This is a genomic window from Ruegeria sp. B32 (assembly GCF_025141855.1).
GTDB lineage: Bacteria > Pseudomonadota > Alphaproteobacteria > Rhodobacterales > Rhodobacteraceae > Ruegeria > Ruegeria arenilitoris.
On sequence record NZ_CP081106.1, the window covers coordinates 1582603 to 1606657 of the forward strand.

Sequence of the window (24055 nt, forward strand, 5' to 3'; positions counted from 1 at the left end):
TTTACAATTGACCGGTTTTGAAGATCTCAAGCAGGGCTGACAAGACCGAGTTGACGGCCACCGAGGCCAGAATCATTCCCATGACCCGGCTGATGATTGCCGCCCCCGAATGACCGATCAGCCGGATGATTGGCTCGGCCAGCAGCATCAACACAAAGGCGCAGGCCAGTACGGACAGCATGACCAGCGCAGTAATGCCTTGGTCTGCCACGCTGTAGCGGTGGTTGTCGGTCAAAATGACTATGGCCAGCATCGCACCGGGTGAGGCCAGAGACGGGACCGCCAAGGGAAAGATCGCCGGGTTGTGCCTGTGCAACTTGTCTTCCATATCTTCTTCGGCTTGGCGCTGTTCGATTTCCTGTTTGCTTTCACCAAAAATCATCGTCAGCGCGAATAGGAACAGGATGATCCCGCCGGCAACCTGAAACGAGTTGAGGCCGATATCCAGCGCCTCGATCAGCAATTGACCAAAGACCAGAAAGAACAGAAGGATCCCGGCGCTGATCAGTGCGGCCAGCAGGGCAGTGCGCCGACGCGCGGCGGCTTCGATACCCGCCGTGACGGCAATGAACACCGGGATGGTTCCGATCGGGTCGATGACGACCCACAAGGTTACAAAATGTTCCAGAAGGTTGTTCAATTGGCTTCTCCGTCAAATTGGTCAGGAGGTTAGCCGCCTTCGATTCAAAAGACCATGTTCAGGCGCAGTTGGCTTGTTCGGCCTTCTCGAAAGCCTCGGCGGTCGCGTCCAGCGCAAGCATGATCGACGCGTGCCGGTTCTTGTAATCGCGGGCGGGCCGTAGAACTTCCAGTTCGTCAAACGGCGCATCCGGGGTGGGGCCGTCACTCTTGAGCATGGCCGCCAGCTGGTCGCGCGCGGTTTCGATTTGGGGGCGGGTTGCTCCGATGACCGATGCACCGACCACTGCCGCTGCGGCCTGACCCAGTGCGCAGGCTTTCACGTCCTGACCAAACTCGGTAATCCGGCCGTCCCGCACTTTGATGTCCACGGCAACTGTCGAGCCGCACAAGGGCGACCGTTTCTTGACGGTCGCATCCGGATCTTCCAACCGCTGCAGGTGCGGAATGTCGGCCGCCAGCGCCAGAATGCGCCCGGAGTAGAGCTTGATCAGGTCGGTTTCGCCGGACATGGGTTTCCCTCGGTGTATGTTCCCCATACATAGTGGCCATGTTCTGGGATGCAAAAGGTTTTTGCGATGTCGCGCTCTGCTATGTTCGACCCGTCGACGCTCAAATTCAATGAGGCCGGGTTGGTCCCGGCCATCGCGCAGGAGGAGAGCACCGGAGAGGTGCTCATGATGGCCTGGATGAACGCCGAGGCGATCCAAAAGACGCTGGAAACCGGGCGCGTCACCTATTGGTCGCGCTCGCGCCAGTCCTTCTGGGTCAAGGGAGAAAGCTCGGGCCACGTACAAGAGTTGGTGGATTTTCGCGTCGATTGCGATCGGGATTGCCTGTTGGTTCTGGTACGACAAAGCGGCCCCGCTTGCCACACAAACCGCCGAAGCTGCTTCTACACAGCCGTCCGGGACGGGGAAGAGGTCGAATTGATGTCGCCGATGGCCTGAGGGCGCCTAGCGGGCCTAAAGACCGACCATTGCGCGGACGTCTTCGGGCGTCGCTCCTTCGGCCCGGTATTTCGCAATCGCCCTGGCGTCGTCTCGCTTGGCCAGCCGTTTTCCCGTTTCGTCCCGGATCAGTCGGTGATGGTGATAGGTGGGCGTCTCCAACCCCAACAAGCGCTGCAGCACCACGTGAATCCCGGTTGCGTCAAACAGATCCTGACCGCGAACCACATGTGAGATGTTCTGGGCCGCATCATCCAGTACGACTGACAGGTGATAAGACGTGCCCATACCCCGCCGGGCGAGGACGACATCGCCGACGCCGTGCAGCATCTGTTCGCCCGACAATTCTATCCAGCCAGTCGCGCCATCCGGACCGGACCCGCTCTCGTGAAACCTCAACCCGGTGGCGTCCCTCGCGATCCGGCGCAGCGCTTCGGACATATTGAGACGCAGGGCCACATCTTCCGGGATCGCGGACTGCACCTGATATGTCCATTTTTCACGGCATGTTCCGGGATATATGACGCCGTCAGGTCCGTGCAGAGGATACCCTTCCTGCGGCGCACTGGCGGCGGCCGCGATATCCTTGCGATTGCAGGTGCACGGATATAGCAGCCCTTGGGACCACAGCCGGTTCAAGGCCTGCCGGTAGACCGGCATACGATCGGATTGCCGCAACACAGGGCCAGGCCACGTCAAACCCAACCACGTCAGATCGTCATAGATCTGATCCTCCCAATGCCGACGCGCCCGGGACTGATCGATATCCTCGATCCGCAGCAGGAACGTGCCGGAGTTTCGGTCAGCGAGGCCATACGCAAGCAATGCAGAATACGCATGACCAAGATGCAATGGCCCGGTTGGAGATGGGGCAAATCTTGTGGTGAATTTCACGTCTTTTCAACGATATATACGTCGGATTTCAAGTCCAGACCTGGCAGGTGCGGTCCGTGTTCACGAAACAGGAGGCGCGCCGCTCCCATGTCCAGCCATTCGTTCAGGCGCCCGGTATAGCCGGGGTCGTCCAATGTATGGTCGTTGAACGAAAACGCCAGCAGGCCACTCTTTGGCAAGACTTTCATAAGCATGTCGAATGTCTGGGGCGGCGCGGCGCCGGCGCCGATCACTCCGATCGCGGCGATTGCCTTGTATGCCCCCGTCTCCAACGGGTTGGGATCGGTGATGTCGATGGCAGCAAGATTGCGGTAGACGCCCTTGGCAGCAGCACCTTTCAGCATCTCGGGTGTCGGATCGACGCCGTCGATTGCCCGGTATCCGGCCTTGTGCAAGGCGACACCGGACAACCCGGTCCCGCAGCCATAGTCAAGGATAGGCGTGTCCGGTTCCGGCAACTTGGACCACAACGCCTCGGCCACGCGGCCGGGCGTGGCATACCCGTGCTCGGCCACCTCATCTTCGTAAGAGGCCGCCCATTTCTGGTAATGCGCCTGGGTTTCCTGCGGCGTGTTCAGATCATATGTGTTTTTGAGGAACTTCTCGCTCATGCCGTCAGTTTAGGCGCGTGGCCCGGTCTGCGTCCAGTCAGCTTTGCGTCAGCCACTGCTGCCATGCCTCCTTGGCGCGATCGGTATAGGCTTTGTAGCGATCCTTGCGGCCGCGCCGTCCGCCTTTCAATCCGTCGACCGGTCGGAACAGACCAAAATTCACGTTCATGGGCTGAAACGTCTTGGCCTCTGCGCCGCCGGTGATGTGATGAATCAGCGCGCCCATGGCGCTGTCCTGTGGAACCGGGGGCAGGGAGTGACCAAGGATCTCTGCCGCAGCGAGACGACCTGCCAGCAGGCCCATCGCGGCGCTCTCGACATATCCTTCAACCCCGGTGATCTGCCCGGCAAATCGGATGTTTGGCCTGGATTTCAGGCGCATCTGCGCATCCAGCAAGGTGGGCGAGTTGATGAAGGTGTTGCGATGGATGCCGCCCAGACGGGCAAAACTGGCATTCTCGAGCCCCGGAATCATCCGGAACACCTCGGTCTGGGCGCCATATTTCATCTTGGTCTGGAACCCAACGATGTTGAACAGCGTGCCCAAAGCGTTGTCGCGACGCAGTTGAACCACGGCATGAGGTTTTACGTCCGGCTGATGCGGATTGGTCAGGCCCACCGGTTTCATGGGACCGTGGCGGAGAGTCTCGCGGCCCCGTTCGGCCATGACCTCGATCGGCAGGCAGCCATCGAAATAGCCAGCTGTTTCACCTTCGTGGAACTCGGTCTTGTCAGCGGCCAGCAGCGCGTCGATGAAAGCCTCGTACTGGTCACGGTCCATCGGGCAGTTCAGATAGGCGGTACGCTCTTCCTCGGTCTCACCTTTGTCATAGCGCGACTGCATCCACGCCTTGCTCATGTCGATCGTGTCAGCGTAGACGATCGGGGCAATCGCGTCGAAAAAGGCCAGCGCTTCGGCCCCGGTCTCGCGCTGGATCGCTGCGCCCAACGCTGGTGAGGTCAGCGGACCGGTGGCAAATATCCAATGTCCATCGTCCGGAAGCGTGGTGACTTCCTCACCGGTGACCGTGACCCGTGGGTGCGCCTTCAGCTTGGTGGTCACCGTTTCGGCAAAGGGTTCACGGTCTACGGCAAGAGCGCCGCCCGCAGGAAGTCGGTGGGCGTCAGCGGTGGTCATGATCAACCCATTCGCCGCGCGCATTTCCCAGTGCAGCAAACCAACGGCATTCTGCTCGTCATCATCAGACCGGAACGAGTTGGAACAGACCATCTCGCCCAGGTTGCCGGTTTGATGCGCAAAAGTGCCCACTTTGGGGCGCATTTCGTGAATCACGACGTCCACGCCCATTTCGGCGGCCTGCCATGCGGCCTCGGATCCGGCCATGCCGCCGCCAACGATATGCAATTTCTGTGTCATGTGCGTCCAAATAGGGCAGGTGGCCCGCGCGTGCAACGGCCAACGAAAACTGCCGCCAACAAGGCAGCAACGCTATGATTTTACTGGGAAGTCTTGGGGTCGCCGCTGCGGGAATGTCTGCGCCGGTGAGAGAAACCAGCTTGGAGGGACCTTCCGCCCACGGCGACCCAAAAGATAGTGAGGGCCTAAGCCCTGTCTCAGCTTTGCCACAGAGATGCCCTTTTGAAAAGTGCAAAAATGCGAACAGTCGATAATTTTAGCCATAACAATTGCGTCATTGGGTCCAATTTGGTGAACGTTTTTCGATAAATGCGGAAATACCTTCCTCGGTATCCCGGTGCAGCATATTTTCGGCCATCACGCCGCCGGTATAGGCATATGCCTGATCCAAAGGCATCTGAAGTTGCTGATAAAACGCCTGTTTCCCGATCTTTACCGCCGCGCCCAGTTTGGAGGCCAACTGCTCGGCCAACGACAGGGTCTCATGCTCCAACAGCGCTTCCGGAACGACACGATTGACCAGGCCCAGCTCGGCGGCCCGCTCCGCTGGTATGAAATCACCGGTGGTCAGCATCTCAAACGCCAGTTTGCGCGGAATGTTGCGGCTCAGCGCCACCATCGGCGTCGAGCAGAAGAGACCAATATTCACGCCATTGACGCCGAATCGCGTTCCTTCGGCTGCCACGGCCAGATCGCAGGTCGCCACCAGTTGGCAGCCGGCGGCCGTTGCAATGCCATGGACCTGCGCGATCACCGGTTGGGGCAGGGATTGGATCGACATCATCATTCGGGCGCAGCGATTGAACAGATCGGTGAAGTAGGCCTTGCCGCCATCTTCGGCCTGCCGGCCTGCCGTCATCTGCTTGAGGTCGTGACCGGCACAAAACGCCTTGCCTGCCCCAGACAGTACCACGGCGCGGATCGTGCGATCATCCCGCAGGGTATCCAATTCAGATTGCAGCGCCTCCAGCATTTCGTCGCTCAGCGCATTCAGCCGCTCGGGCGTATTCATTTTCAGATGAGCGATCGCGCCCGTGTCGTTACGTTCCAAAATTGCCATCTTGCCCTCCTGCCGGCTGTGGGGCCAACTCTAGGTCGGCAAATCGAGGAGGGGAAGCATGTCATTGGCTATGAACAAGGAAGAGCTGACGGAATATCTGGCGCAGGTCTTCCCGCAGGTGCACAAGGATTTCGTCGTCATGGATCTGACCGACGACTCGATCCGCATGCGCCTCGTTGTCGAAGATCGACATCTGCGTCCGGGCGGAACCGTGTCCGGGCCTTCGATGTTCGCCCTGGCCGATGTCTGCGTCTATTCGATGGTCCTGGCGCGAAAGGGTCGGCAATCGCTGGCGGTGACCACCAGCAGTTCCATGGATTTTCTACGTAAACCTGCCGGTGAGGCCGACATGATTGCCGAGTGCAGGTTGCTGAAACTAGGGCGTACGCTGGCTGTTGGTGACGTCCTGATGTACTCGGAAGGGCAGGAGGCGCCGGTGGCGCGCGCCAGCATGACCTACTCGCTGCCACCTGCCGGGTCCGCCGCAGCTGCGTTCGGATAAAAAAATGCCGGGGACAAGCCCCGGCACAGGAAGAGGTCCCGTAATTGGGACTGGGGATATTCTAGCCAAGCCAGAATTGGCGGCGTGCTTCGCGGTCAGCCTCAAAGCGCGTCAGTCCGACATCCTTCAGCAGACGGTCGTCCAGCCTGCTCAGGTTGACGCGACTGCGGCGCCGGCGTTCCCATTGGGTGACAGTCGCCGCAAAACGCACGGCCAGCGCAGCGATCAGAGGCAGCCGGGGGCTGTCGTTCAGCAGCAAGAGGGCAGGGGTGTGCATTGCGCGTGTCATGGTAAGTATCCTTTCAAATTGTATTGACACAAAGCATAAATGTTCGGTACATTGTTGTGATACATTCACGATTGTGTTGAACGCAAAGGAAGAATTGTAATGGATACAATTTGGCCGACAGATCTGCCAAAATCCAAGGGGCCAAAGTACACACTGGTCGCAGATACAATTCGAAAAGCCATCGAAAACAAGCAGCTGGAAGTCGGGGTGAAACTTCCTCCGGTGCGGGAACTGGCGTATCGATTGCAAATCACACCGGGAACGGTCGCCCGGGCTTATTCCATTCTGACCGAGGAGGGGTTGCTGCAGGCCGAGGTGGGGCGTGGTACATTCGTGGCACCACCGAAAATGCCATTGCTGGACGATGTCTGGTCACGGCAGCTTCATCTTCGCGACGACAAGTATGACGCCAATGTCAGCCTGTTCAGCCCGCGACTGCCAGATGTCGGACAGGTGTCCCTGATACGGTCATGCCTTGCCAAGGTGGCGCAGGGGGATCCGAAGATGTTCATGAACTATCCCACCCGCGACGCTTACCTGCCTGTACGCCAGGCGGTCGTTGATTGGCTCTCCGACTTGCCGCTGGGCGCTTTGAACGCCGATGACATCGTTCTTACGCATGGCGGGCAAAGCGGACTGTGCGTCGTGTTTCAGACCGTTCTGCGCGATCCGAAACCCGTTGTTCTGGTCGAGGACCTTTCTTATGCGGGATTCCGTCGCGCCGGTGAGTTGATGCGCGCTGAAGTTGTTGGTGTGAAAATGGACAAATGGGGTATCAGCCCGGATGCGCTGGACCACATCCTTCGTCAAACCCGGGCCCAAGCGATTTGCGTGTCGCCCGAGGTTCAGAATCCGACCGGTGGGCATTCGCCTCTTGAACGCCGCAACGAGGTGATCGAGATCGCCCGCCGCCACGATCTGCAAATCATCGAAGACGATTGCTATCGTATGGGCGAGGCGCGCGCGCCCAGCTACAGGGCTCTTGCACCCGAACGCGGCTGGCACGTGTCGTCGATTTCCAAGACCCTTACGCCTGCGTTGCGCGTGGGGTTCGCCATCGCTCCGCGGGAACGCAGCGGAGACCTGCGCCGATCGGCGGAATACGGGTATTTCGGGTTGGCGCAGCCATTGGCCGAATTGACCCGCTTGCTCCTCAGTCACCCTCAATCCCGGCAAATGGCGCGGGATGTTCGCGCGAAGATGGGTGAGTATGTAAGGGTGGCCGTCAATGCACTGGGTGGCTTCAATCTGAACTGGGACCCCGATATTCCATTTGTCTGGCTGAGCCTGCCGTCCGGCTGGCGTGCCGCAGCTTTCAGCAGGGCTGCCGAGCGTGAGGGCATTCAACTCCGATCGGCGGATGAATTCGCACTGAGGGATGGACGAGCGCCAAATGCCGTGCGCATTGCGATGAACGGGCATGTCTCGCTGAAGCAGTTCGAATCCGCCATGTTGCGTCTTCGCGCCTTGCTGGACAATCCGCCCGAACAAATCAGCGTTTGATTTGGGGTAAATAAATACCTTTTTTATAAGCCACTGTTTTTACTTCTTTAATTGGACACCAGCGTTCTTGACGTGCACTCACGGGCCGTCTAAATACCCTTCCATCGAATTCGGGCCGCTCCGCCTTTGGGGCGGTCTTTCACATCAAACAGGATTGTCCTGACATGAAAACCTTCTCTGCAACTCCTGCAGACATCGACAAGAAGTGGATCCTGATCGACGCCGAGGGCGTTGTTCTGGGCCGTCTTGCCTCGATCGTCGCCATGCGCCTGCGTGGCAAGCACAAGCCGTCGTTCACCCCGAACATGGACATGGGCGACAACGTCATCGTCATCAACGCCGACAAGATCCAGATGACCGGCAAGAAGCGCGACGAGCACTTCTACTGGCACACTGGCCACCCGGGCGGCATCAAATCGCGCACCAAACAGCAGATCCTGGAAGGCGCGCACCCCGAGCGTGTGGTCTTTCAGGCCGTCAAGCGCATGCTGCCGGGCAACCGTCTGTCGCGTCAGCAGATGACCAACCTGCGCATCTATGCCGGTGCCGAGCACCCGCACGAAGCCCAGGCCCCCGAAGTTCTGGATGTCAAATCCATGAACAAGAAAAACACCCGGAGCTAATGACCGATGGCTGATCAGATCAATACTCTCGAAGAGCTGAGCGCCGTCGCAGGCGTTGAAACCGTGGCCGAAGAAGTTGTTGTGCGCGAGCCCGTGCGTGACGAGCTGGGTCGCTCCTATGCAACCGGCAAGCGTAAGGACGCTGTTGCCCGCGTCTGGATCAAACCGGGCTCCGGCAAGGTCACCGTGAATGGCAAGGACCAGGACGTGTATTTTGCACGCCCCGTTCTGCAGCTGATCCTGCGCCAGCCGTTCCAGGTTGCCGGTGTCGAAGGTGAATTCGACGTTGTGGCAACCGTCAAGGGCGGTGGCCTGACCGGTCAGGCCGGTGCGGTCAAGCACGGCATCTCGAAAGCGCTGCAGCTGTACGATCCCAGCCTGCGCGGCGCGCTGAAGGCAGCCGGCTTCCTGACCCGCGACAGCCGCGTTGTGGAACGGAAGAAATACGGCAAGCGCAAAGCCCGCCGTTCGTTCCAGTTCTCGAAGCGTTAATCGCTACCGAGTTTTTCAAATGCAAAGGGCTCGCAACCGCGAGCCCTTTTTTTGTTGATTTTCTCCGGCCTTACTCTTCGTAGACCATTTTCCACGCCCCGTTTTCCACCACGTTGACGTAGACCGTATCGGCGCCCTGATGGTCATCGGGGCCAAAGGTCATGTGGTTGCCGACCAGTTCATCCTGATAGTCCAGCGTCTCCATTGCCGCGATAAAGCTTTCCTGGGTCAGGTCGGGGCCTGCCGCCTCCAGCGCCTTGACCATCATCTCGGCTGCGGCATAGCCCAGCATCGAAAAGCCGACCGGATCTTCGCCGGTGGCGGCCTTGTATTCCTCGATGAAGGCCTTGGGGGCGGGTTCATCCGCGCGGGCCCACAGGTCCTGCCACGAGGCGGCGGCGTAGAAGCCGTCGGTCACCCCACCCGGCACCTGTGCCACCACGGTCAGGAAGCTGGCCGATGTGCCCAGGAACTTCATGTCGGTCAGGCCCATCTTCTTGGCGGTGCCGACCACGGTGATGGCCTGCCGCACGCCCAAGGCGATTGTGACGATGTCGCAGCCTTCTTCCTTCAGCTTGCTGAGCGAGCCCACGAAATCGGTTTCGTCAGGTTTATGAGTGGTTTCCGCGGCAAAGGTAATGCCGGCTTCCTTGGCGCCTTCCTGGCTGCCTTCCAGGATTTCCTTGCCGAAATCGGTGGGCAGATACATCGTGCAGACCTTGTCGCCGCCGAATTCCTGCGCCAGATATTTCACGCCCACGCGCGCTTGGTCGTAATAGCTGGAAAACGAGGTGAACTTGTTCTTCATCGGCTCCTGCAGCATCTGCCGCGCGGCCGACAGGGGGGCGACGTTGGGGATGCCTTTGGGATCCAGCAGTTTGAACCCGGCCAGGTTCATCGGCGTGCCCAGCGATTGCAGCATCGCAAATACCTTGTCGCGGTTCAGCAGCTTGTTGTAGCCCTGCATCGCACGCGGCATCTGGTATCCGTTGTCCTCGACCACATAGCGGATCTTGCGGCCATGCACGCCGCCATTGGCGTTGACCCGGTCGAACACCACGTTCGCGCCCTTGGTGGCCGGAACCCCCACGGCGGCGAAAATGCCGCTGAGGTCATTGACCGAGCCGATGACGATTTCGTCGTCGGTCACGCCTTGCGTTTCGGCCCAGCCCATCGAGGCCAGGGCGGATAGGGCGGTTGCAGCCGCCAGCCGTCTGATTGCTTTGGTCATGTGTCTTCCTCCCTTGGGATTGATCCCTGTTCTATTTGTACATGTCTTCAATGAGATGCGCGTGTTTCTTTTCCACCAGGCTGCGTTTCAGTTTCATCGTCGCGGTCAGTTCGTCGTCTTCGGCGGTCAAGAGCACGTTGATCAGGCGGAAATCCTTGATCTGCTCGACCCGCGCGAATTCCTTGTTCACAGCCGCAACCTCGGCACCGATCAGTTCGCGCACCTCGGCTGCAGCGCAGAGCGAGGCGAAGTTCGAGAACGGCACCTTGCGGTCCTGCGCGAACTTCTCGACGTTTTCCTGATCTATCATCACCAGCGCCGTCAGGTACTTGCGGCGGTCGCCGATGATCACCGCGTCCGAGATGTAATGCGAGAACTTCAACCGGCTTTCGATCTCGGCCGGGGTTATGTTCTTGCCGCCGGCGGTGATGATGATGTCCTTGAGGCGGCCGGTGATCGTGACATAGCCGTCCGCGTCCACGTGCCCCATATCGCCGGTGCGCAGCCAGCCGTCGGCGGTGAAGGTCTCGGCGGTCTTGGCATTGTTGCGCCAATAGCCCTGGAACACGTTCAGGCCGCGGATCTGGATTTCGCCCTCGTCCGAGATGCGCAGGTCGATCCCCGGTGCGGGCTTGCCGATGGTACCGATGTGGTTGGCCTCGGGCGTGTTCAGCGTGGCGATGCCCGAGGTCTCGGTCATGCCGAAGCCCTCGACCAGCGGCACGCCGATGGCCCAGTACCATTTCAGCAGCTCGGGCGAGATCGGGGCCGCGCCCGACCCGCCGCGCCGCAGCCGGTCCATGCCCAGCATCCGGCGCAGGTTGCGTAGCACCAGCCGATCCCACAGCCAGAAATTCGCGGCCACCGCCGGCGGCACCGGTCTGCCCTGCAGGATGTATTCGGCACGCTTCATCCCGGCCTTCAGCGCCATGCCAAAGGCGGCGCGCCCGGCCGGGGTGGCCTCTTGCGCCATGATCAGCACCTGCGAATAGATCTTTTCCCACACGCGCGGGACGGCGGTGAAGGTCGAGGGCGACACTTCCTGCAGGTTGGCAAAGACCGTCTCGGGGCTTTCGGCGAAATTCACTGTGCATTTCGAAGCAAGCGGGAAATAGATCGACACGTCGCGTTCAAGGATATGACACAGCGGCAAAAAGCAAAGCTGCTCGTCCGTTTCCAGCGCGGGCAGGCAGCGTGCGCCGCATTCAATCGCGGCCATGATGTTTTCGTTGCTCAGCATCGCGCCCTTGGGCATGCCGGTGGTGCCCGAGGTATAGATCAGCAGCGCCGTATCCTGCGGCGTGGCCAGCGCGATTTCAGCCTCGAACCGGCCCGGTTCTTCGCGCTCGGCTTCCCGGCCGAGGGCATAAAGATCCTCGATCATCATGCAGCGGGGATGGGTCAGTTCGTGCAGGCCTTCGTCCTCGAGGATGATGACCTTCAACAGGCCGGGCACCTCGTCTTCGATGTCAAGGAATTTGTCCAGCTGCTCTTCGTCCTCGACGATCAGAAAGCGGCTGTCGCTGTCATTGACCAGGTATTTCAACTGGCTGGCGGAATCGGTGGTGTAGACGCCCGAGGCGATGCCGCCGACGCATTGGATGCCCAGATCGAACCACGCCCATTCCTTGCGGTCCTCGGACAGGATCGAGACGACCTCGCCGCGCTGCAGCCCCAGCTTGCGCAGCGCCAGCCCGATCCATTTGGCGTGCTGCCAATAGTCGGCCCAGGAATAGGATTTCCAGATTCCCAGATCCTTTTCCCGATGCGCGGTGCGGTCGCCCAGGGCGGCGCAGCGTTTCTGGAACAGCTCGGGGATGGTGACGCAGCCATCGACCCGCACGGGGCGCTGGCCGGGGGTGGCGTTGAACTGGACGCCGTTGATGGTGGTCTGCGGGGGCAGGGTGGTCATGTTCATCCGGCTCACCTCCACGTCTTCTTGCGTTTCCAGCGGCGGTTTTCCCGCGCGCCTTCCTCCTGCACGCCCAGATAGAAGTTCTGGATGTCCTCGGATCGCATCAGCACGTCGGCGGGGCCGTCCATCACGATGCGCCCGACCTCCATGACATAGCCATGATCGGCCAGTTCCAGCGCGGCGTTGGCGTTCTGCTCGACCAGCATCATGGTCATGTTCTGCTCGTCATTCAGGCGTTTGAGGATGCCGAAGATCTCTTGGACCAGCAGCGGCGACAGGCCCAGCGAGGGTTCATCCAGCAGCATGATGCGCGGGTTGGCCATCAGGCCGCGGCCGATGGCCAGCATCTGCTGCTGCCCGCCCGACAGGGTGCCGGCCTCTTGATTTCGGCGTTCCTTCAGAACCGGGAAGTAGGAAAACACCAACTCGCGGTCGCGCTCGATCTGGGCCTTGTCATGCAGGGTATAGGCCCCCAGGCTGAGGTTCTCGTTCACCGTCAACAGCGGGAACACCTCGCGCCCCTCGGGCACATGCACGATGCCCTTTTGGACGATCTTGTGCGGCTCCAGCCCCTGGATTTCCTCGCCGTCGAAGGTGATCGTGCCCTTTTCCGGGTCCATCACACCCGAAACGGTCTTCATCAGCGTCGTCTTGCCCGCCCCGTTGGCGCCCAGGATCGAGACGATCTGGCCCGGGCGCACGTCCAGCGACACGCCGCGGATCGCCATGATCGGGCCATAGAAGCTTTCGATGTTGCGGATGCTCAGGATCGGTGCGCTCATGAAGCTTTCCCCAGATAGGCTTCGACGACGGCGGGGTGCGATTGCACCTGCGCCGGTGTCCCAAGGGCCAGTTTCGCCCCATCGGCCATAGCCAGCACCCGGTCGGACACGCCCGAGACCAGCCCCATGTCATGTTCAACCATCAGCACCGTGATCCCCATCTGCCGCCGGATGTCGTCGATCCACCAGCGCATGTCGGTTGTTTCCTCGACCGACAGCCCCGAGGCCGGTTCATCCAGCAGCAACAGCTTGGGGTCGGTGGCCAGCGCACGCGCGACCTCGACAACCTTGCGCACGCCGTAGGGAAGCCCGGCGATCATCTTGTCTCGATAGGCCTGCAGACCGAGGAAATCGATGATCTCTTCGACCTTCTCGCGGTTCTCCAGCTCTTGCCGGCGGGCCGAGGGGGTAAAGAACACCTCGGACAGCAGATTGGTCCGCCGGTGGCGGTGCCGCCCGACCAGCAGGTTCTGCAACACGGTTGCATGTTCGAACAGCTCGATGTTCTGGAAGGTCCGCGCAACTCCATAGGCGGCCACACCCGAGGGCTTGACCTGAAGCAGATCGTGCCCGTCGAACCGGATCTGGCCCGCGTATGGGTCGTAGAAACGCGAGATCAGGTTGAACACCGTGGATTTGCCCGCCCCGTTCGGGCCGACGATGGCAAAGACCTCGCCTTCTTCGACCGAAAAGGACAGATCGTTCACCGCCGTCAGGCCACCGAATTTCAGGGTGACGTTCTCGAATTCCAGCAGGCTCATCTCAGGCGCTCCGTCTTGAGATAGGATTTCTGCCGCTTGAACATGTCCTTGCGGTAGAAGGGGAACAGCTCGAACCAGGTGCGGATTTTCAGCCATCGGCCGTAGATGCCCATGGGCTCGAACAGGATGAACCCGATCAGGATCATGCCGAAGATGCCGAATTCCAGCCCCGGAATGGCGACCGTGCTGCCGCCAAACAGGGCGCCTGCGTATTCCTTGGCGATCGACAGGAACTGCGGCAGAAACCCGATGACGATGGCGCCCAGAAACGCGCCGTGGATCGAGCCCAGTCCGCCGATCACGATCATCATCAGCAGCTGGATCGAGATCACCACGCTGAAGGTTTCGTTGTTGAAGGCCCCGGCATAAAGGCCCATCAGCGCTCCCGCCCATCCGGTCACGGCGCAGGACAGGGCAAAGGACACGGTCTTGGTGCGCGCGATGTCGATGCCCATCGCCTGCGCGGACACTTCCGAGTCGCGCACCGCGATGAAGCTGCGCCCCAACGGCGTGCGCAAAAGGTTAATGTAGCCCAGCGTGACCAGAACCGTGACGACCAGCACCAGCCAGTAGAACTGCTCGGGCGTGCCCCAGCGATCGACCAGATGGCCGAAAATCTCGACCCCGCCCATGTACTTGCCCGCCACGCCGCCGGTGATCGGTTCCGCCAGAACGATGAGGTCGTCCATCAGGATCGACAGGGCCAGGGTGAAGATCGCCAGATAGATGCCGTGCAGCCGCAGGGCAGGGATGGCAACCGTGACCCCGGCGATTCCGGTCAGAATGCCGGCAAGCGGAAAAGCCACCAGAAACGGCACGCCAGACTCGATCAGGATCACGTTGGCATAGCAGCCAAAGGCCAGAAACGCCGCGTGGCCCAGGCTGGCCTGGCCGGTATGCCCGGTCAGGATCATCAGACCCAGCCCTGCGATGGCCCAGATCAGAACGTTGGTCAGCTCTCCCAGATAGAACGCGTCCAGCCACCACGGCGCGGAAATGACCACCGCCAGCAGGATCAGGTAGAGCGACAACTGGTATCCGTCCTTCCACGGGCGGATGTCCTGCATGTAGTCGGTTTTGAAAACGATCCTCATGCGCTCAGACCTTCTTGACCCGGACCTGGCTGAACAGGCCGTGCGGACGGAAGATCAGCACCGCCAGCAACAGCGCATAGGGCGCGATCTGGCTGTAGCCCGCAGCGATGTAGCGGCTGGCGAAGGGTTCGATCACGCCGACAATCAGACCGCCCGCCAAGGCTCCGGGCAGGCTGCCGAACCCGCCGATGACCGCGGCCGCAAACGCCTTGATTCCCAGCAGCCCGGTGGTCGGATCGACCGAACCCTTGGCGGCGAACAAGATGCCCGCGATCCCGGCCACGACACCGGCCAGACCCCAGATGAAACCCTGCACGCGCTTGACCGGGACCCCCATGTAATAGGCCGCCAACTGGTTCTGCGAGGCGCCCTGCATCGCCAGCCCCAGCTTGGTCTTGCTGAAGAACACATAAAGCCCCCAGGTCAGCAGCACGGTCACGACGATGACCGCCACGTCCTCCATCCCCAGAACCAGCCCGCCAAAGCGGACCTCCTTACCGGCCAGTGGGTTTTCCAGCGTCTGCGGCTCATGGCCCCAGATCAGCCCGGCAACAAAGCGGATCACGAAACCCAGGGCGATGGTCAGGATGACCACGGCGGTCTGGCTTTCCCCGAACAGGCGGCGGATGATCAGCCGGTCCAGCAGATACCCCAGCGCGCCCATGATCCCCAGCGAGATGGGCAGGGCGAGCCAGAAGGGCAGGCCCATATATTCGGTATTGGTCAGCCCGATGGTGACAAATGCGCCCAGCATCATGAAATCGCCCTGGGCAAAGTTCACGGCCTCGGTCGCCTTGTAGATCAAAACGAAGCCAAGCGCGATCAGGCCGTAGACACAGCCGTTCGCCAGCCCGCTGATCAGCAGCTGTGCGTTGTCCAAATTCTCCTCCCCATGCCGGTTTGCCCGGCGTCCTGACGCCCCGGATCTCCTCCAATCACCGGGGCGCCTGTTCTACTATGGCGTGATTATTACCTTACCGTCACTCTTTTTCAGTGCAACTGCCAGATCGGAAACGATTTTGTTCAGCGGGACATGCGCCGAGACATCCGTTTTCCACCGTCCGTCCGCAAAGCGGGCCTGCACCTCGGCAACCGCGCGCATCTGCTCTTCGGGTGGTGTGGACATCATCCATTTGGTCAACCAGAAGCCCTCGATCCGTTTGCTCATAAAGATCAGCTGGCCCATCTGGGTCAGCTTCGGAGGCTCGCTGCTGAGTTTGCCATAAGACACCCAGCGCGCGCCGTTGGGCATGGCGCAGAATACCTGCTCGGACAGCTGGTCCGAGACCGCATCCAGAAACACCCGCGGCTTGAGTTGTGCGCTGATGGCCGCAAACTTGGAGACGGCATCGTCTTCGGTGGTTACGATGACCTCGGCCGCTCCGTGGCTTTTGAGCAGTTCGACCGTTTCAGGGCGCCGCACCATCGCAATCGGCTTCAGGCCAAGGTCTCGGCCCAGCCCGCACATCAGCTTGCCCAACTGGCTGGTGGCCGCGGAAACGACAAAGGCCTCTCCTTCGGAACGCGCGATCTCAACCATTGCCATCGCGGTCAGCGGATTGACGATCTGTGCGGCACCGTCATCGTCCGAGATCTCGGGCCGCAAAGGAATGCACATCTGCGCCTGTGTCAGGGCATACTCGGCCCATGCGCCGGACCCGGACGCGACGAAGGCGACCCTTTGCCCCTTCAGCGCTTCCGCGCCCGCGCCGGTGGCTACGACGTCTCCGCACCCTTCGAAACCGGCCGGGGCACCCTTGACCCGCGGCTGACCGTACTCACCTTTGATGAAATGGAGGTCCGAGGGGTTCACCGATGCGGTGCGCAATTTGATCAGAACCTGGCCGGGGCCAGGCGTGGGCACCGGGATCTCGGCATACTCAACCCAGTCGGCGGCGTTCTCGATCGCCGGGCCCGTGGCGGTACCCGAGTATCCGTCAAATTTCTGGATCACGGCAAACATGGATTTGGGGAGGTCAGTCATTCTTTTTCCTTTGTTTCCGACACTTTCAAGCAAACGGGTCGATCCAAGTGCACGCCCTGGGGCAGGGCGCACCGATGCCGACAATAGGTCGTCCCGACTTGATGCGACTGGTTGAGCCAAGCCAAACAAATGGCACCGGGCACGTCAATCGACCACAGGGTTAACGTTGGGGAATTGGGAAGCCGGTGCAGGTGTGACAAGGCCGGACAATTGCCGGCCTTGTCGAATGATCTTATTGCGTCAACAGGTTGCGCAGTTCCTGGATCTTGAGCGCAGCCGTTTCCGGCGCTTCCTTGATGCCATCGAGGATCTTGATCACCTGGTCCTGGATTTCCTGGCTCAGCTGGCTGTTTTTCACGGATTCAACCATCGCGTCATAGTCGAACTGCTCGGCCGACAGCATGCCTTCGTCAACCCAGGTATTCAGCAACTCCTGCCCTTGGGCAGTGAGGGCTGCAACCTGATCGCCGGCCTGGTTAGCCAGATCCGTGGCTGTCTGACCGGCTTGCTCGGCGGCTTCACCGGCCTGTTCGACGGCGGCCGAGGCTGCGTCACCCGCTTGCTGCGTGGCCGTCGACAAAGCCTCGCTGGCAGCTTCCTGGGCTGCGGTTGCGGCCTCGCCAACGGCCTCGCCGGCTTCTTTGGCGGCAGATTGCAGTTTCTCGGCCGGGGTGGGCTCGGGCTGATTCAGGTAGAAATACGCGCCGGCACCCAATCCGGCGATGATAATCAGGATGATAATGCGGGACATTGGGGTCTCCTTTTCGGATGTGTGCCGCTGATGTGGGGAGAAACTACCTGAGATCAAAGGGGAAATCCCAAAGATTCGGCGCATGTTCAGGGTTTGGGCCACTCGGCGCTGATCAGTTAGACGATCGGCGGCAACAACACGCCACCGGCGAAAATGCACGGTTGCAACCATCAGGCGAACAAGAAAGGGGGGCGTCATTGAGAAGTAATGGCGGAGAGACAGGGATTCGAACCCTGGGTGGGCTTGCACCCACAACGGTTTTCGAGACCGCCCCGTTCGACCACTCCGGCACCTCTCCGCGGGGGTCTGTGAGGGGGGGATTTAGTTGTGATCGCCGAGGGGTGCAAGCAGAAAATTCCCGAATTCGCCAAACCGCGGATTTTCCATTGCCAGTCCGACGAAATCTCCTAGGCTGACATGTATGAGACATCTTCTGCACCGCATTTCGCTTCTGCTCATCCTGCCCGTGTTCGCGTTCGCTCTGACGGCTCAAAACGCCTTGTCCGCCAGCCGGGATCGGATTGAAGCTTTTCTGACGACGACGGGTTTTGACGTGGCGCTGGAAAGCATCGCATTGGCCTCGGCTTCGGCGCCTCAGATGCTGGGGATCGACCCCGAGGGTTTTGGCTCGCAATGGACGCGTCTGACGGAAGAGGTGTTCGACACCGACGACATGCATGAAACAGCGGTTGCGATTCTCGAACAGACGCTGAGCGACGAGGCCCTGAACCACGCGGTCGAGTTTTATGCCTCGGATCTGGGACAACGGCTTGTCGAGGCGGAAAATGCCTCGCACCTTGTTGAGGATGACGAAGCCAAGCAACTTGAGGGGCAGGAGATCATATCCGATCTGGTCAAGTCCGGTTCGAGCCGCATCGAAAGCCTGAAGCGGATGAACAGCGCCATCGATGCCAGCGAAACCTCATTGCGGGCGCTGCAGGAGATCCAGCTGCGGTTCCTGCTGGCCGCCAGCGCCGCCGGAGTGATCGACCTGCAGTTGGACGCGGACGGGCTGCGCCAGATGATGAAGCTGAACGAACCCGAGATGCGGCAGTCATTGCAACTGTCCGCCTTGGCCAACGCGGCCTACACCTATCAGGATTTCTCTGACGCGGATGTCGACGCCTATACCAAAGCGCTGGAACAGCCGCTGATGCAGGAAGTCTACGAGCTGTTGAACGCAATCCAGTACGAGATCATGGCCATGCGGTTTGAAGAGCTGGCGGCGCGCATGGCCGAACTGCGTCCGGCTCAGGACATATGATGCGGCTGTTTCTGGCTCTGTGGCTGGTTTTGGCCGGTTGGGCCAGTGCGGTCACGGCGGACCAGGTCGACCGCCTGACCAAGGCAATGCATTTGTCCGACGTGATGCAGATTCTGCGTGATGAGGGTGTCGCGCAGGGGCGCGAACTGGACAAAAGCCTGCTGGACGGTGAGGGCGGATCGTTTTTCGAGGCCCAGGTTGAAGATTTGTACGACAAGGCGTGGATGCAGGCCAAGATTTATGACGCGCTGGCTGGCGGTATGTCCGAAGGGCAACTGGAGCAGGCTGCGCTGTTTTTCGAAAGCGATCTGGGCCGCGCCGTCGTGTCTCTGGAAAACTCGGCCCGTCGAACTTTTTCCGACGAAGCCATCGAAGAGATGGCCATGGCCGCCTATCGGGAGGCCGATCGTGATGCGGCCTATTTTCGTCTGATCGATGAATATGTAGAGATCAACGACCTTGTTGATCGGAACGTGCGCGGAGCGTTGCAGGCCGATTACAATTTCTTCCGTGGGTTGGCGGACGGGCAGGGCATCACGGGCGACGACGGCGAAATGTTGGCCCAATTGCTGGCGCAGGGTGCGCAGTCCGAGCAACAAACCCGCGAGTGGCTGTACTCGTTCCTTCTATTTGCGTACCAACCCCTCAGCGAGGCCCAGCTACGCGAGAATATCGCCTTTTCACGTACCGAGGCAGGGCAGGCCTTGAACAACGCCTTGTTCGCTGGTCTGGACACCATGTTCAACGAGTTGTCATACCAGCTGGGCGTAACGGTGGCGCAGGTTCTGCAAGCGTCGGATCTTTAGGCCGGTTTGCTGTTGACTTTGCCGTGTGATCCGTGGATAAGCGCGCATCCCGGCCGGAACCTCCGCGCCGGGTATCGTTATTGTTGGCCTGACGGGTGCGCCCTGACGGTCGTTCATCCGCCCGAAAAGGGCGCGCTGTTCGAGGTGGCCTTGGCCGAAACACCCGTCTGACGGGGACCACAGAACGCGGTAGAAAAAGGAAAGACGCATGTTTGCAGTCCTCAAGACTGGCGGCAAGCAGTACAAGGTTCAGGCGGGCGACGTGCTCCGCGTTGAAAAACTGGCTGCCGACGCAGGTGAAAAAGTCCAATTCAACGACGTTCTGATGCTGGGTGGCGATGCCCCCGTTGTCGGCGCGCCGTTCATCGATGGCGCGGCCGTTCAGGCGGAAGTGATCGAACAGATCAAGGGTGACAAGGTCATCAAATTCGTCAAGCGCCGCCGCAAGCACAGCTCGAAGCGCACCGTTGGTCACCGTCAGAAGCTGACCTTGGTCAAGATCACCGACATCCTGCCCTCGGGCGCGGACAAGTCGGGCGTAAAGGCCGCAACCGGTTCGGCTCCGGCAGGTGAAGTTGCAAAAGCAGCGAAACCCGCCAAGAAAGCCGCTGCCAAGGCAGAGGCCCCGGCCGCTGCTGCTGCCACTGACGATCTGACCAAGATCACCGGTGTTGGTCCCGCAGCTGCCAAGAAACTGGCCGAAGCCGGTATCGAAAGCTTTGCCGCTCTGGCCGCCTTGTCGGACGAGCAGATTGCTGCTATCGAGACGGTCAAAGTGAAACCCGAATGGGTTGAGCAGGCCAAAGAGCTGGCCAAAGGCTAAGGAGAGAGAGAATGGCACATAAAAAAGCTGGCGGTTCCTCCCGTAACGGCCGCGACTCAGCGGGTCGTCGCCTTGGCGTGAAACTGTATGGTGGCCAGGCCGCCGTTGCAGGCAACATCATCGTGCGTCAGCGCGGCACCAAGTTCTGGCCGGGCGAAGGCGTGGGCATGGGCAAGGATCACACCATCTTTGCAACTGTCGATGGCGCCGTGAAGTTCCACAAGGGACTGAAAAACCGCACGTTCATTTCGGTCCTGCCAGTGGCGGAGGCCGCAGAGTAAGCCGAAACCCAGAAGGTTTAAGAAAAATTCATGGGGGACCGGCACAAAGTGCCGGTCCCCTTTCTCGTTTTGACGCAGATTTGATCGAAAGCCCCGATGCCCGTTGCAACCACCAGTTTCCTGATCTTTGCCGCCAGCCAGGTCGGCACGCCGGGACCGGCCAACATGGTCTTGTTGGGAACGGGTGCGCGCTATGGGTTCCGCGCGGCACTGCCCTTCGTGGCAGGCGTGATTCTGGGCAAGCAGCTGATCATCTGGCCGCTGGGCTTTGGCCTTCTGCAACTGGCAGAACAAGCCCCCACCGCGTTTGCGGTTCTGAAATATGCTTCGGCGGCCTATATTTGCTGGCTTGCGTGGAAAATCGCCAACCTTCGCCTGTCCCATCAGGACGCGGGCGAGTCGGTTCCGGGTTTCTGGGCCGGGTTGGTGGTACATCCGCTGAACCCCAAGGCCTGGGCGATGATCATCGCGGGATTCACAGGGTTCGTCGCGGCGGGAACGTCGGTGCTGAGTGCGACGCTCACGATCGCGCTCGTTTTGTTGACCTGCCAGTTGGTCCTGCACCCGATCTGGACCTTTGCGGGCGATAGAATTGCACGCGTGGTTGCGGGACGGCCGGCGGAAAAATATCTGATGTGGACTCTCGCGGGTCTGACTGTTGCATCCGTACTTTTCGTGTTGTTCGGAGGAGGAACACACCAATGAAACTTGAGGCAATCATAAATCAGCCGGTCATTGAAACCGAGCGGTTCGACCTGCGCCCGCTGCGCCGGTCGGACATGGGCCTGATCGAGCACTACGCCGGGGACGAGCGCGTGGCGCGCATGACCACGTCGATCCCGCACCCCTTGCCGCCCGGTTCGATCGAGGCTTTCGTGACCCGCGCCATGGCCGAGGACCGGGACGAGGACGTCTGGGCGATGGACGCCACCAAGGATGGCGGGCCCGAGTTGATCGGGGTGATCTCGCTCAAGCGGCTGGATCGCAACCAGTCCGAAGTAGGCTATTGGGTCGCGCCCTTGTATTGGAACACGGGCATCGCCTCGCTGGCGGTGGAAACGCTGGTTCAGGCGAATCCGTTGGAAAACGCCACGATGTTTGCCAGCGTGTTTCAGGACAATCCCGCCTCGGCACGGGTTCTGACCCATTGCGGGTTCCAGTATCTTGGCGATGCCGAAAGCTTTTCGGTGGCGCGCGACGCAAATGTGCCCACCTGGACGTACAGCAAAAAACTCTGACTTGTGGCCGATGGGGCCTTTGCAGTAGGGGACTGACATGAAATTTCTCGATCTTGCAAAGGTCTACATCCGGTCCGGGGCCGGCGGTAGCGGGTGCGTCAGCTTCCGACGCGAAAAGTACATCGAATACGGCGGCCCTGATGGCGGGGACGGCGGCAAGGGTGGGTCCGTCTGGGCCGAGGTCGTGGACGGGCTGAACACCCTGATCGACTTCCGCTATCAGCAGCATTTCTTTGCCAAGAACGGACAGCCCGGCCGGGGCCAGCAGCGCACCGGCAAGGATGGCGACGACATCATCCTGCGTGTGCCCGTGGGAACCGAGATCCTGGACGAGGATCAGGAGACGGTGATCGCCGACTTGACCGAAGTGGGGCAACGTGTCCTGCTGGCGCGGGGTGGCAATGGCGGTTTCGGCAACCTGCATTTCAAATCGGCCACAAACCAGGCGCCGCGCCGGGCCAATCCGGGGCAGCCGGGCGTGGACCGTACGATCTGGCTGCGTCTGAAATTGATTGCCGATGTGGGTCTGCTGGGCCTGCCGAATGCGGGCAAGTCGACCTTTCTGGCCGCCACCTCGAACGCCCGACCCAAGATCGCCGATTATCCCTTTACCACGCTGCATCCTAATCTGGGCGTCGTCGGTGTGGACAACGTGGAATTCGTTGTGGCCGACATTCCCGGCCTGATCGAAGGCGCGCATGAAGGCCGCGGCATCGGCGACCGTTTTCTGGGCCATGTCGAACGCTGCGCGGTGTTGCTGCATCTGGTCGACGGCACGTCGGAGACCATCGCGCAGGATTATCACACCATCATCCACGAGCTTGAGGCCTATGGCGGCGCGCTGGCTGACAAGCCCCGGATCACCGTGTTGAACAAGATTGACGCGCTGGACGAAGAACAGCTCGAACTGGCCAAGGCCGAGTTGAAAGAGGCCGTGAGCGGCCCTGTCATGACCATGTCGGGCGTGGCCCGGCAGGGCGTGACCGAAGTTTTGCGGGCCCTGCGCGCCCAGATCGACGAAAACCGCCTGCGCCAGAAACCCACCGAGGAGCGCGAGACGTGGCAGCCCTGACCGACGCAAAGCGCCTGGTGGTCAAGATCGGCTCAGCGTTGCTGGTCGATCGTGCGACCGGCAAGCTGCGTTCGGAGTGGTTGCATTCGCTGGCGCAGGACGTGGCGTGGCTCAAGGGGCAGGGGGCCGATGTGGTTCTGGTCTCGTCCGGTTCGATCGCGCTGGGGCGCGGCGTTCTGGGTCTGCCCGCAACCGCGCTGTCGCTGGAGCAGTCCCAGGCCGCTGCCGCCGTCGGTCAGATCCGGCTGGCGCGGGCCTATGAAGAGGCGTTGGCACCGCACGACATCACCACGGCGCAGGTTCTGGTGACGCTTGAAGACAGCGAGAACCGCCGCCGGTACCTGAACTCGCGCGCGACGCTGGAAACTCTGCTGGGGTTGGGTGTCGTGCCCATCGTGAACGAGAACGATACGGTGGCCACGGATGAAATCCGGTACGGCGACAATGATCGCCTGGCCGCGCAGATCGCCGTGACCGTCGGTGCGGACCAATTGATTCTGCTGTCCGATGTCGATGGGTTCTACACTGGCAACCCTGCCGAGGACCCGTCCGCCACCCGGTTTGACGTGATCGAGGCGATCACGCCCGAGATCGAGGCGATGGCCGGTGACGCCGGATCGGGGCTGTCCAAGGGCGGCATGAAGACCAAGCTGATGGCCGCGCAGATGGCGACGGCGGCGGGCTGCGACATGGCGATTACGGAAGGATCGCCTTTGAACCCGCTGAAACTGCTGAACAATGGCGCGAACAGCACTTGGTTCAAGGCCAAGCTGGACCCGCATGCGGCGCGCAAACGCTGGATCTCGGCGATGAAGCCGCGGGGCGAGATCACGGTCGATGCAGGGGCCGCGCGCGCACTCGAAAATGGCAAAAGCCTGTTGCCGGCCGGCATCGTCGAAGTCACGGGCGATTTTGGACGGGGCGACCCGGTGGCCATCAAGGATCACGAAGGCCGGCGTTTGGGATTGGGCCTCAGCCGCTATACCGCGCATGAGGCCGATGCCATCAAGGGGCGCAAATCCTCCGAGATCGAGGACGCACTCGGCTATCCCGGCCGTGCGGTGATGATCCACCGTGACGATCTGGCTTTGTAGCCGCGAAAACTGATAGAT

At 60.7% G+C, this 24055-nt stretch carries 28 protein-coding genes and 1 tRNA gene; 13 read left to right on the plus strand and 16 right to left on the minus strand.

Going from position 1 to position 24055, the window contains the following annotated elements; all coding sequences use genetic code 11:
* Nucleotide 1 precedes the first annotated feature (1 nt).
* Entirely contained in the window at nucleotides 2-640 is a 639-nt protein-coding gene (locus tag K3752_RS08050; protein WP_093962021.1) for a MarC family protein, read from the minus strand.
* Nucleotides 641-698: 58 nt separating this feature from the next.
* Nucleotides 699-1151 carry an iron-sulfur cluster assembly scaffold protein gene (locus K3752_RS08055; protein ID WP_093962022.1) on the minus strand — a complete coding sequence of 151 codons (453 nt, stop codon included), beginning with the start codon at nucleotides 1149-1151 and terminating at the stop codon, nucleotides 699-701.
* Between the two features lie 48 nt (nucleotides 1152-1199).
* Between K3752_RS08055 and hisI the strand changes: the two genes are divergently transcribed.
* Nucleotides 1200-1589, plus strand: a complete 390-nt coding sequence (gene hisI / locus K3752_RS08060; protein WP_170523801.1) for a phosphoribosyl-AMP cyclohydrolase — start codon at nucleotides 1200-1202, stop codon at nucleotides 1587-1589.
* Nucleotides 1590-1604: 15 nt separating this feature from the next.
* On the opposite strand, the gene gluQRS is transcribed toward hisI, so the two are convergent.
* The 4 genes from gluQRS to K3752_RS08080 form a co-directional block, all read right to left on the minus strand.
* Nucleotides 1605-2483: a tRNA glutamyl-Q(34) synthetase GluQRS gene (gene gluQRS, locus K3752_RS08065; protein ID WP_260066065.1), complete on the minus strand. Its 879-nt coding sequence runs from the start codon at nucleotides 2481-2483 to the stop codon at nucleotides 1605-1607.
* Entirely contained in the window at nucleotides 2480-3094 is a 615-nt protein-coding gene (locus K3752_RS08070) for a class I SAM-dependent methyltransferase (RefSeq protein WP_170600580.1), read from the minus strand. The genes gluQRS and K3752_RS08070 overlap by 4 nt, the downstream gene beginning before the upstream one ends.
* Before the next feature lie 37 nt (nucleotides 3095-3131).
* Nucleotides 3132-4472: a methylenetetrahydrofolate--tRNA-(uracil(54)-C(5))-methyltransferase (FADH(2)-oxidizing) TrmFO gene (gene trmFO, locus K3752_RS08075; protein ID WP_260066067.1), complete on the minus strand. Its 1341-nt coding sequence runs from the start codon at nucleotides 4470-4472 to the stop codon at nucleotides 3132-3134.
* Between the two features lie 274 nt (nucleotides 4473-4746).
* The gene (locus K3752_RS08080; protein WP_260066068.1) at nucleotides 4747-5532 is read right to left on the minus strand and encodes an enoyl-CoA hydratase; all 786 of its coding nucleotides are present in this window, start codon (nucleotides 5530-5532) and stop codon (nucleotides 4747-4749) included.
* Nucleotides 5533-5590: 58 nt separating this feature from the next.
* Here K3752_RS08080 and K3752_RS08085 point away from each other — a divergent pair, with 58 nt between their 5' ends.
* Nucleotides 5591-6034, plus strand: a complete 444-nt coding sequence (locus K3752_RS08085; protein ID WP_170459156.1) for a PaaI family thioesterase — start codon at nucleotides 5591-5593, stop codon at nucleotides 6032-6034.
* A gap of 61 nt (nucleotides 6035-6095) precedes the next feature.
* Here K3752_RS08085 and K3752_RS08090 read toward each other — a convergent pair whose 3' ends face one another.
* Nucleotides 6096-6323 (minus strand): DUF1127 domain-containing protein, encoded by a 228-nt coding sequence (locus tag K3752_RS08090; RefSeq protein ID WP_093962029.1) that lies wholly within the window; start codon nucleotides 6321-6323, stop codon nucleotides 6096-6098.
* 99 nt (nucleotides 6324-6422) lie between these two features.
* Between K3752_RS08090 and K3752_RS08095 the strand changes: the two genes are divergently transcribed.
* From K3752_RS08095 to rpsI, 3 genes are all read left to right on the plus strand, one after another.
* Complete coding sequence (locus K3752_RS08095; RefSeq protein ID WP_260066073.1) at nucleotides 6423-7826, plus strand: PLP-dependent aminotransferase family protein; 1404 nt, start codon at nucleotides 6423-6425, stop codon at nucleotides 7824-7826.
* A 164-nt stretch (nucleotides 7827-7990) separates the two neighbouring features.
* Nucleotides 7991-8449 (plus strand): 50S ribosomal protein L13, encoded by a 459-nt coding sequence (rplM, locus tag K3752_RS08100; RefSeq protein ID WP_170339225.1) that lies wholly within the window; start codon nucleotides 7991-7993, stop codon nucleotides 8447-8449.
* A 6-nt stretch (nucleotides 8450-8455) separates the two neighbouring features.
* The gene (gene rpsI, locus K3752_RS08105) at nucleotides 8456-8941 is read left to right on the plus strand and encodes a 30S ribosomal protein S9 (protein WP_005983014.1); all 486 of its coding nucleotides are present in this window, start codon (nucleotides 8456-8458) and stop codon (nucleotides 8939-8941) included.
* A 70-nt stretch (nucleotides 8942-9011) separates the two neighbouring features.
* Here rpsI and K3752_RS08110 read toward each other — a convergent pair whose 3' ends face one another.
* The 9 genes from K3752_RS08110 to K3752_RS08150 all read right to left on the minus strand — a co-directional run bounded on the left by K3752_RS08110 (nucleotide 9012) and on the right by K3752_RS08150 (nucleotide 17757).
* On the minus strand, nucleotides 9012-10172 hold the full coding sequence (locus K3752_RS08110; protein ID WP_170371073.1) for an ABC transporter substrate-binding protein: 1161 nt from the start codon (nucleotides 10170-10172) through the stop codon (nucleotides 9012-9014).
* A gap of 31 nt (nucleotides 10173-10203) precedes the next feature.
* Nucleotides 10204-12090 carry a long-chain fatty acid--CoA ligase gene (locus tag K3752_RS08115; RefSeq protein ID WP_260066077.1) on the minus strand — a complete coding sequence of 629 codons (1887 nt, stop codon included), beginning with the start codon at nucleotides 12088-12090 and terminating at the stop codon, nucleotides 10204-10206.
* A gap of 5 nt (nucleotides 12091-12095) precedes the next feature.
* Nucleotides 12096-12869, minus strand: a complete 774-nt coding sequence (locus K3752_RS08120) for an ABC transporter ATP-binding protein (protein WP_170339217.1) — start codon at nucleotides 12867-12869, stop codon at nucleotides 12096-12098.
* Nucleotides 12866-13630 carry an ABC transporter ATP-binding protein gene (locus K3752_RS08125; protein ID WP_260066079.1) on the minus strand — a complete coding sequence of 255 codons (765 nt, stop codon included), beginning with the start codon at nucleotides 13628-13630 and terminating at the stop codon, nucleotides 12866-12868. Before K3752_RS08125 ends, K3752_RS08120 begins: the two co-directional genes overlap by 4 nt.
* Nucleotides 13627-14724 (minus strand): branched-chain amino acid ABC transporter permease, encoded by a 1098-nt coding sequence (locus K3752_RS08130; RefSeq protein WP_260066081.1) that lies wholly within the window; start codon nucleotides 14722-14724, stop codon nucleotides 13627-13629. The genes K3752_RS08125 and K3752_RS08130 overlap by 4 nt, the downstream gene beginning before the upstream one ends.
* A gap of 4 nt (nucleotides 14725-14728) precedes the next feature.
* Entirely contained in the window at nucleotides 14729-15604 is an 876-nt protein-coding gene (locus tag K3752_RS08135) for a branched-chain amino acid ABC transporter permease (RefSeq protein ID WP_005983028.1), read from the minus strand.
* Nucleotides 15605-15679: 75 nt separating this feature from the next.
* Complete coding sequence (locus K3752_RS08140) at nucleotides 15680-16708, minus strand: zinc-binding dehydrogenase (RefSeq protein WP_170371067.1); 1029 nt, start codon at nucleotides 16706-16708, stop codon at nucleotides 15680-15682.
* A gap of 232 nt (nucleotides 16709-16940) precedes the next feature.
* The gene (locus K3752_RS08145) at nucleotides 16941-17459 is read right to left on the minus strand and encodes a hypothetical protein (protein WP_170403158.1); all 519 of its coding nucleotides are present in this window, start codon (nucleotides 17457-17459) and stop codon (nucleotides 16941-16943) included.
* A gap of 208 nt (nucleotides 17460-17667) precedes the next feature.
* Nucleotides 17668-17757: transfer RNA gene (locus K3752_RS08150), tRNA-Ser, on the minus strand.
* Between the two features lie 123 nt (nucleotides 17758-17880).
* Between K3752_RS08150 and K3752_RS08155 the strand changes: the two genes are divergently transcribed.
* The 8 genes from K3752_RS08155 (at nucleotide 17881) to proB (ending at nucleotide 24037) form a co-directional block, all read left to right on the plus strand.
* A complete protein-coding gene (locus K3752_RS08155) occupies nucleotides 17881-18723 on the plus strand; it encodes a DUF2059 domain-containing protein (RefSeq protein WP_260066084.1) in 843 nt (280 codons plus the stop codon).
* Nucleotides 18723-19529, plus strand: coding sequence for a DUF2059 domain-containing protein (locus K3752_RS08160; protein ID WP_170371063.1), 807 nt, complete (start codon nucleotides 18723-18725; stop codon nucleotides 19527-19529). Before K3752_RS08155 ends, K3752_RS08160 begins: the two co-directional genes overlap by 1 nt.
* Before the next feature lie 208 nt (nucleotides 19530-19737).
* Nucleotides 19738-20352, plus strand: a complete 615-nt coding sequence (locus K3752_RS08165; protein WP_260066085.1) for a 50S ribosomal protein L21 — start codon at nucleotides 19738-19740, stop codon at nucleotides 20350-20352.
* Between the two features lie 11 nt (nucleotides 20353-20363).
* A complete protein-coding gene (rpmA, locus tag K3752_RS08170; RefSeq protein ID WP_005983052.1) occupies nucleotides 20364-20633 on the plus strand; it encodes a 50S ribosomal protein L27 in 270 nt (89 codons plus the stop codon).
* Nucleotides 20634-20729: 96 nt separating this feature from the next.
* Nucleotides 20730-21338: a LysE family translocator gene (locus tag K3752_RS08175; RefSeq protein WP_149777268.1), complete on the plus strand. Its 609-nt coding sequence runs from the start codon at nucleotides 20730-20732 to the stop codon at nucleotides 21336-21338.
* Nucleotides 21335-21871, plus strand: coding sequence for a GNAT family N-acetyltransferase (locus K3752_RS08180; RefSeq protein WP_170339204.1), 537 nt, complete (start codon nucleotides 21335-21337; stop codon nucleotides 21869-21871). Before K3752_RS08175 ends, K3752_RS08180 begins: the two co-directional genes overlap by 4 nt.
* Nucleotides 21872-21908: 37 nt before the next feature.
* Nucleotides 21909-22943: a GTPase ObgE gene (gene obgE, locus K3752_RS08185; RefSeq protein ID WP_170432672.1), complete on the plus strand. Its 1035-nt coding sequence runs from the start codon at nucleotides 21909-21911 to the stop codon at nucleotides 22941-22943.
* Nucleotides 22931-24037 (plus strand): glutamate 5-kinase, encoded by a 1107-nt coding sequence (gene proB, locus K3752_RS08190; RefSeq protein ID WP_260066091.1) that lies wholly within the window; start codon nucleotides 22931-22933, stop codon nucleotides 24035-24037. Before obgE ends, proB begins: the two co-directional genes overlap by 13 nt.
* Nucleotides 24038-24055 lie beyond the last annotated feature (18 nt).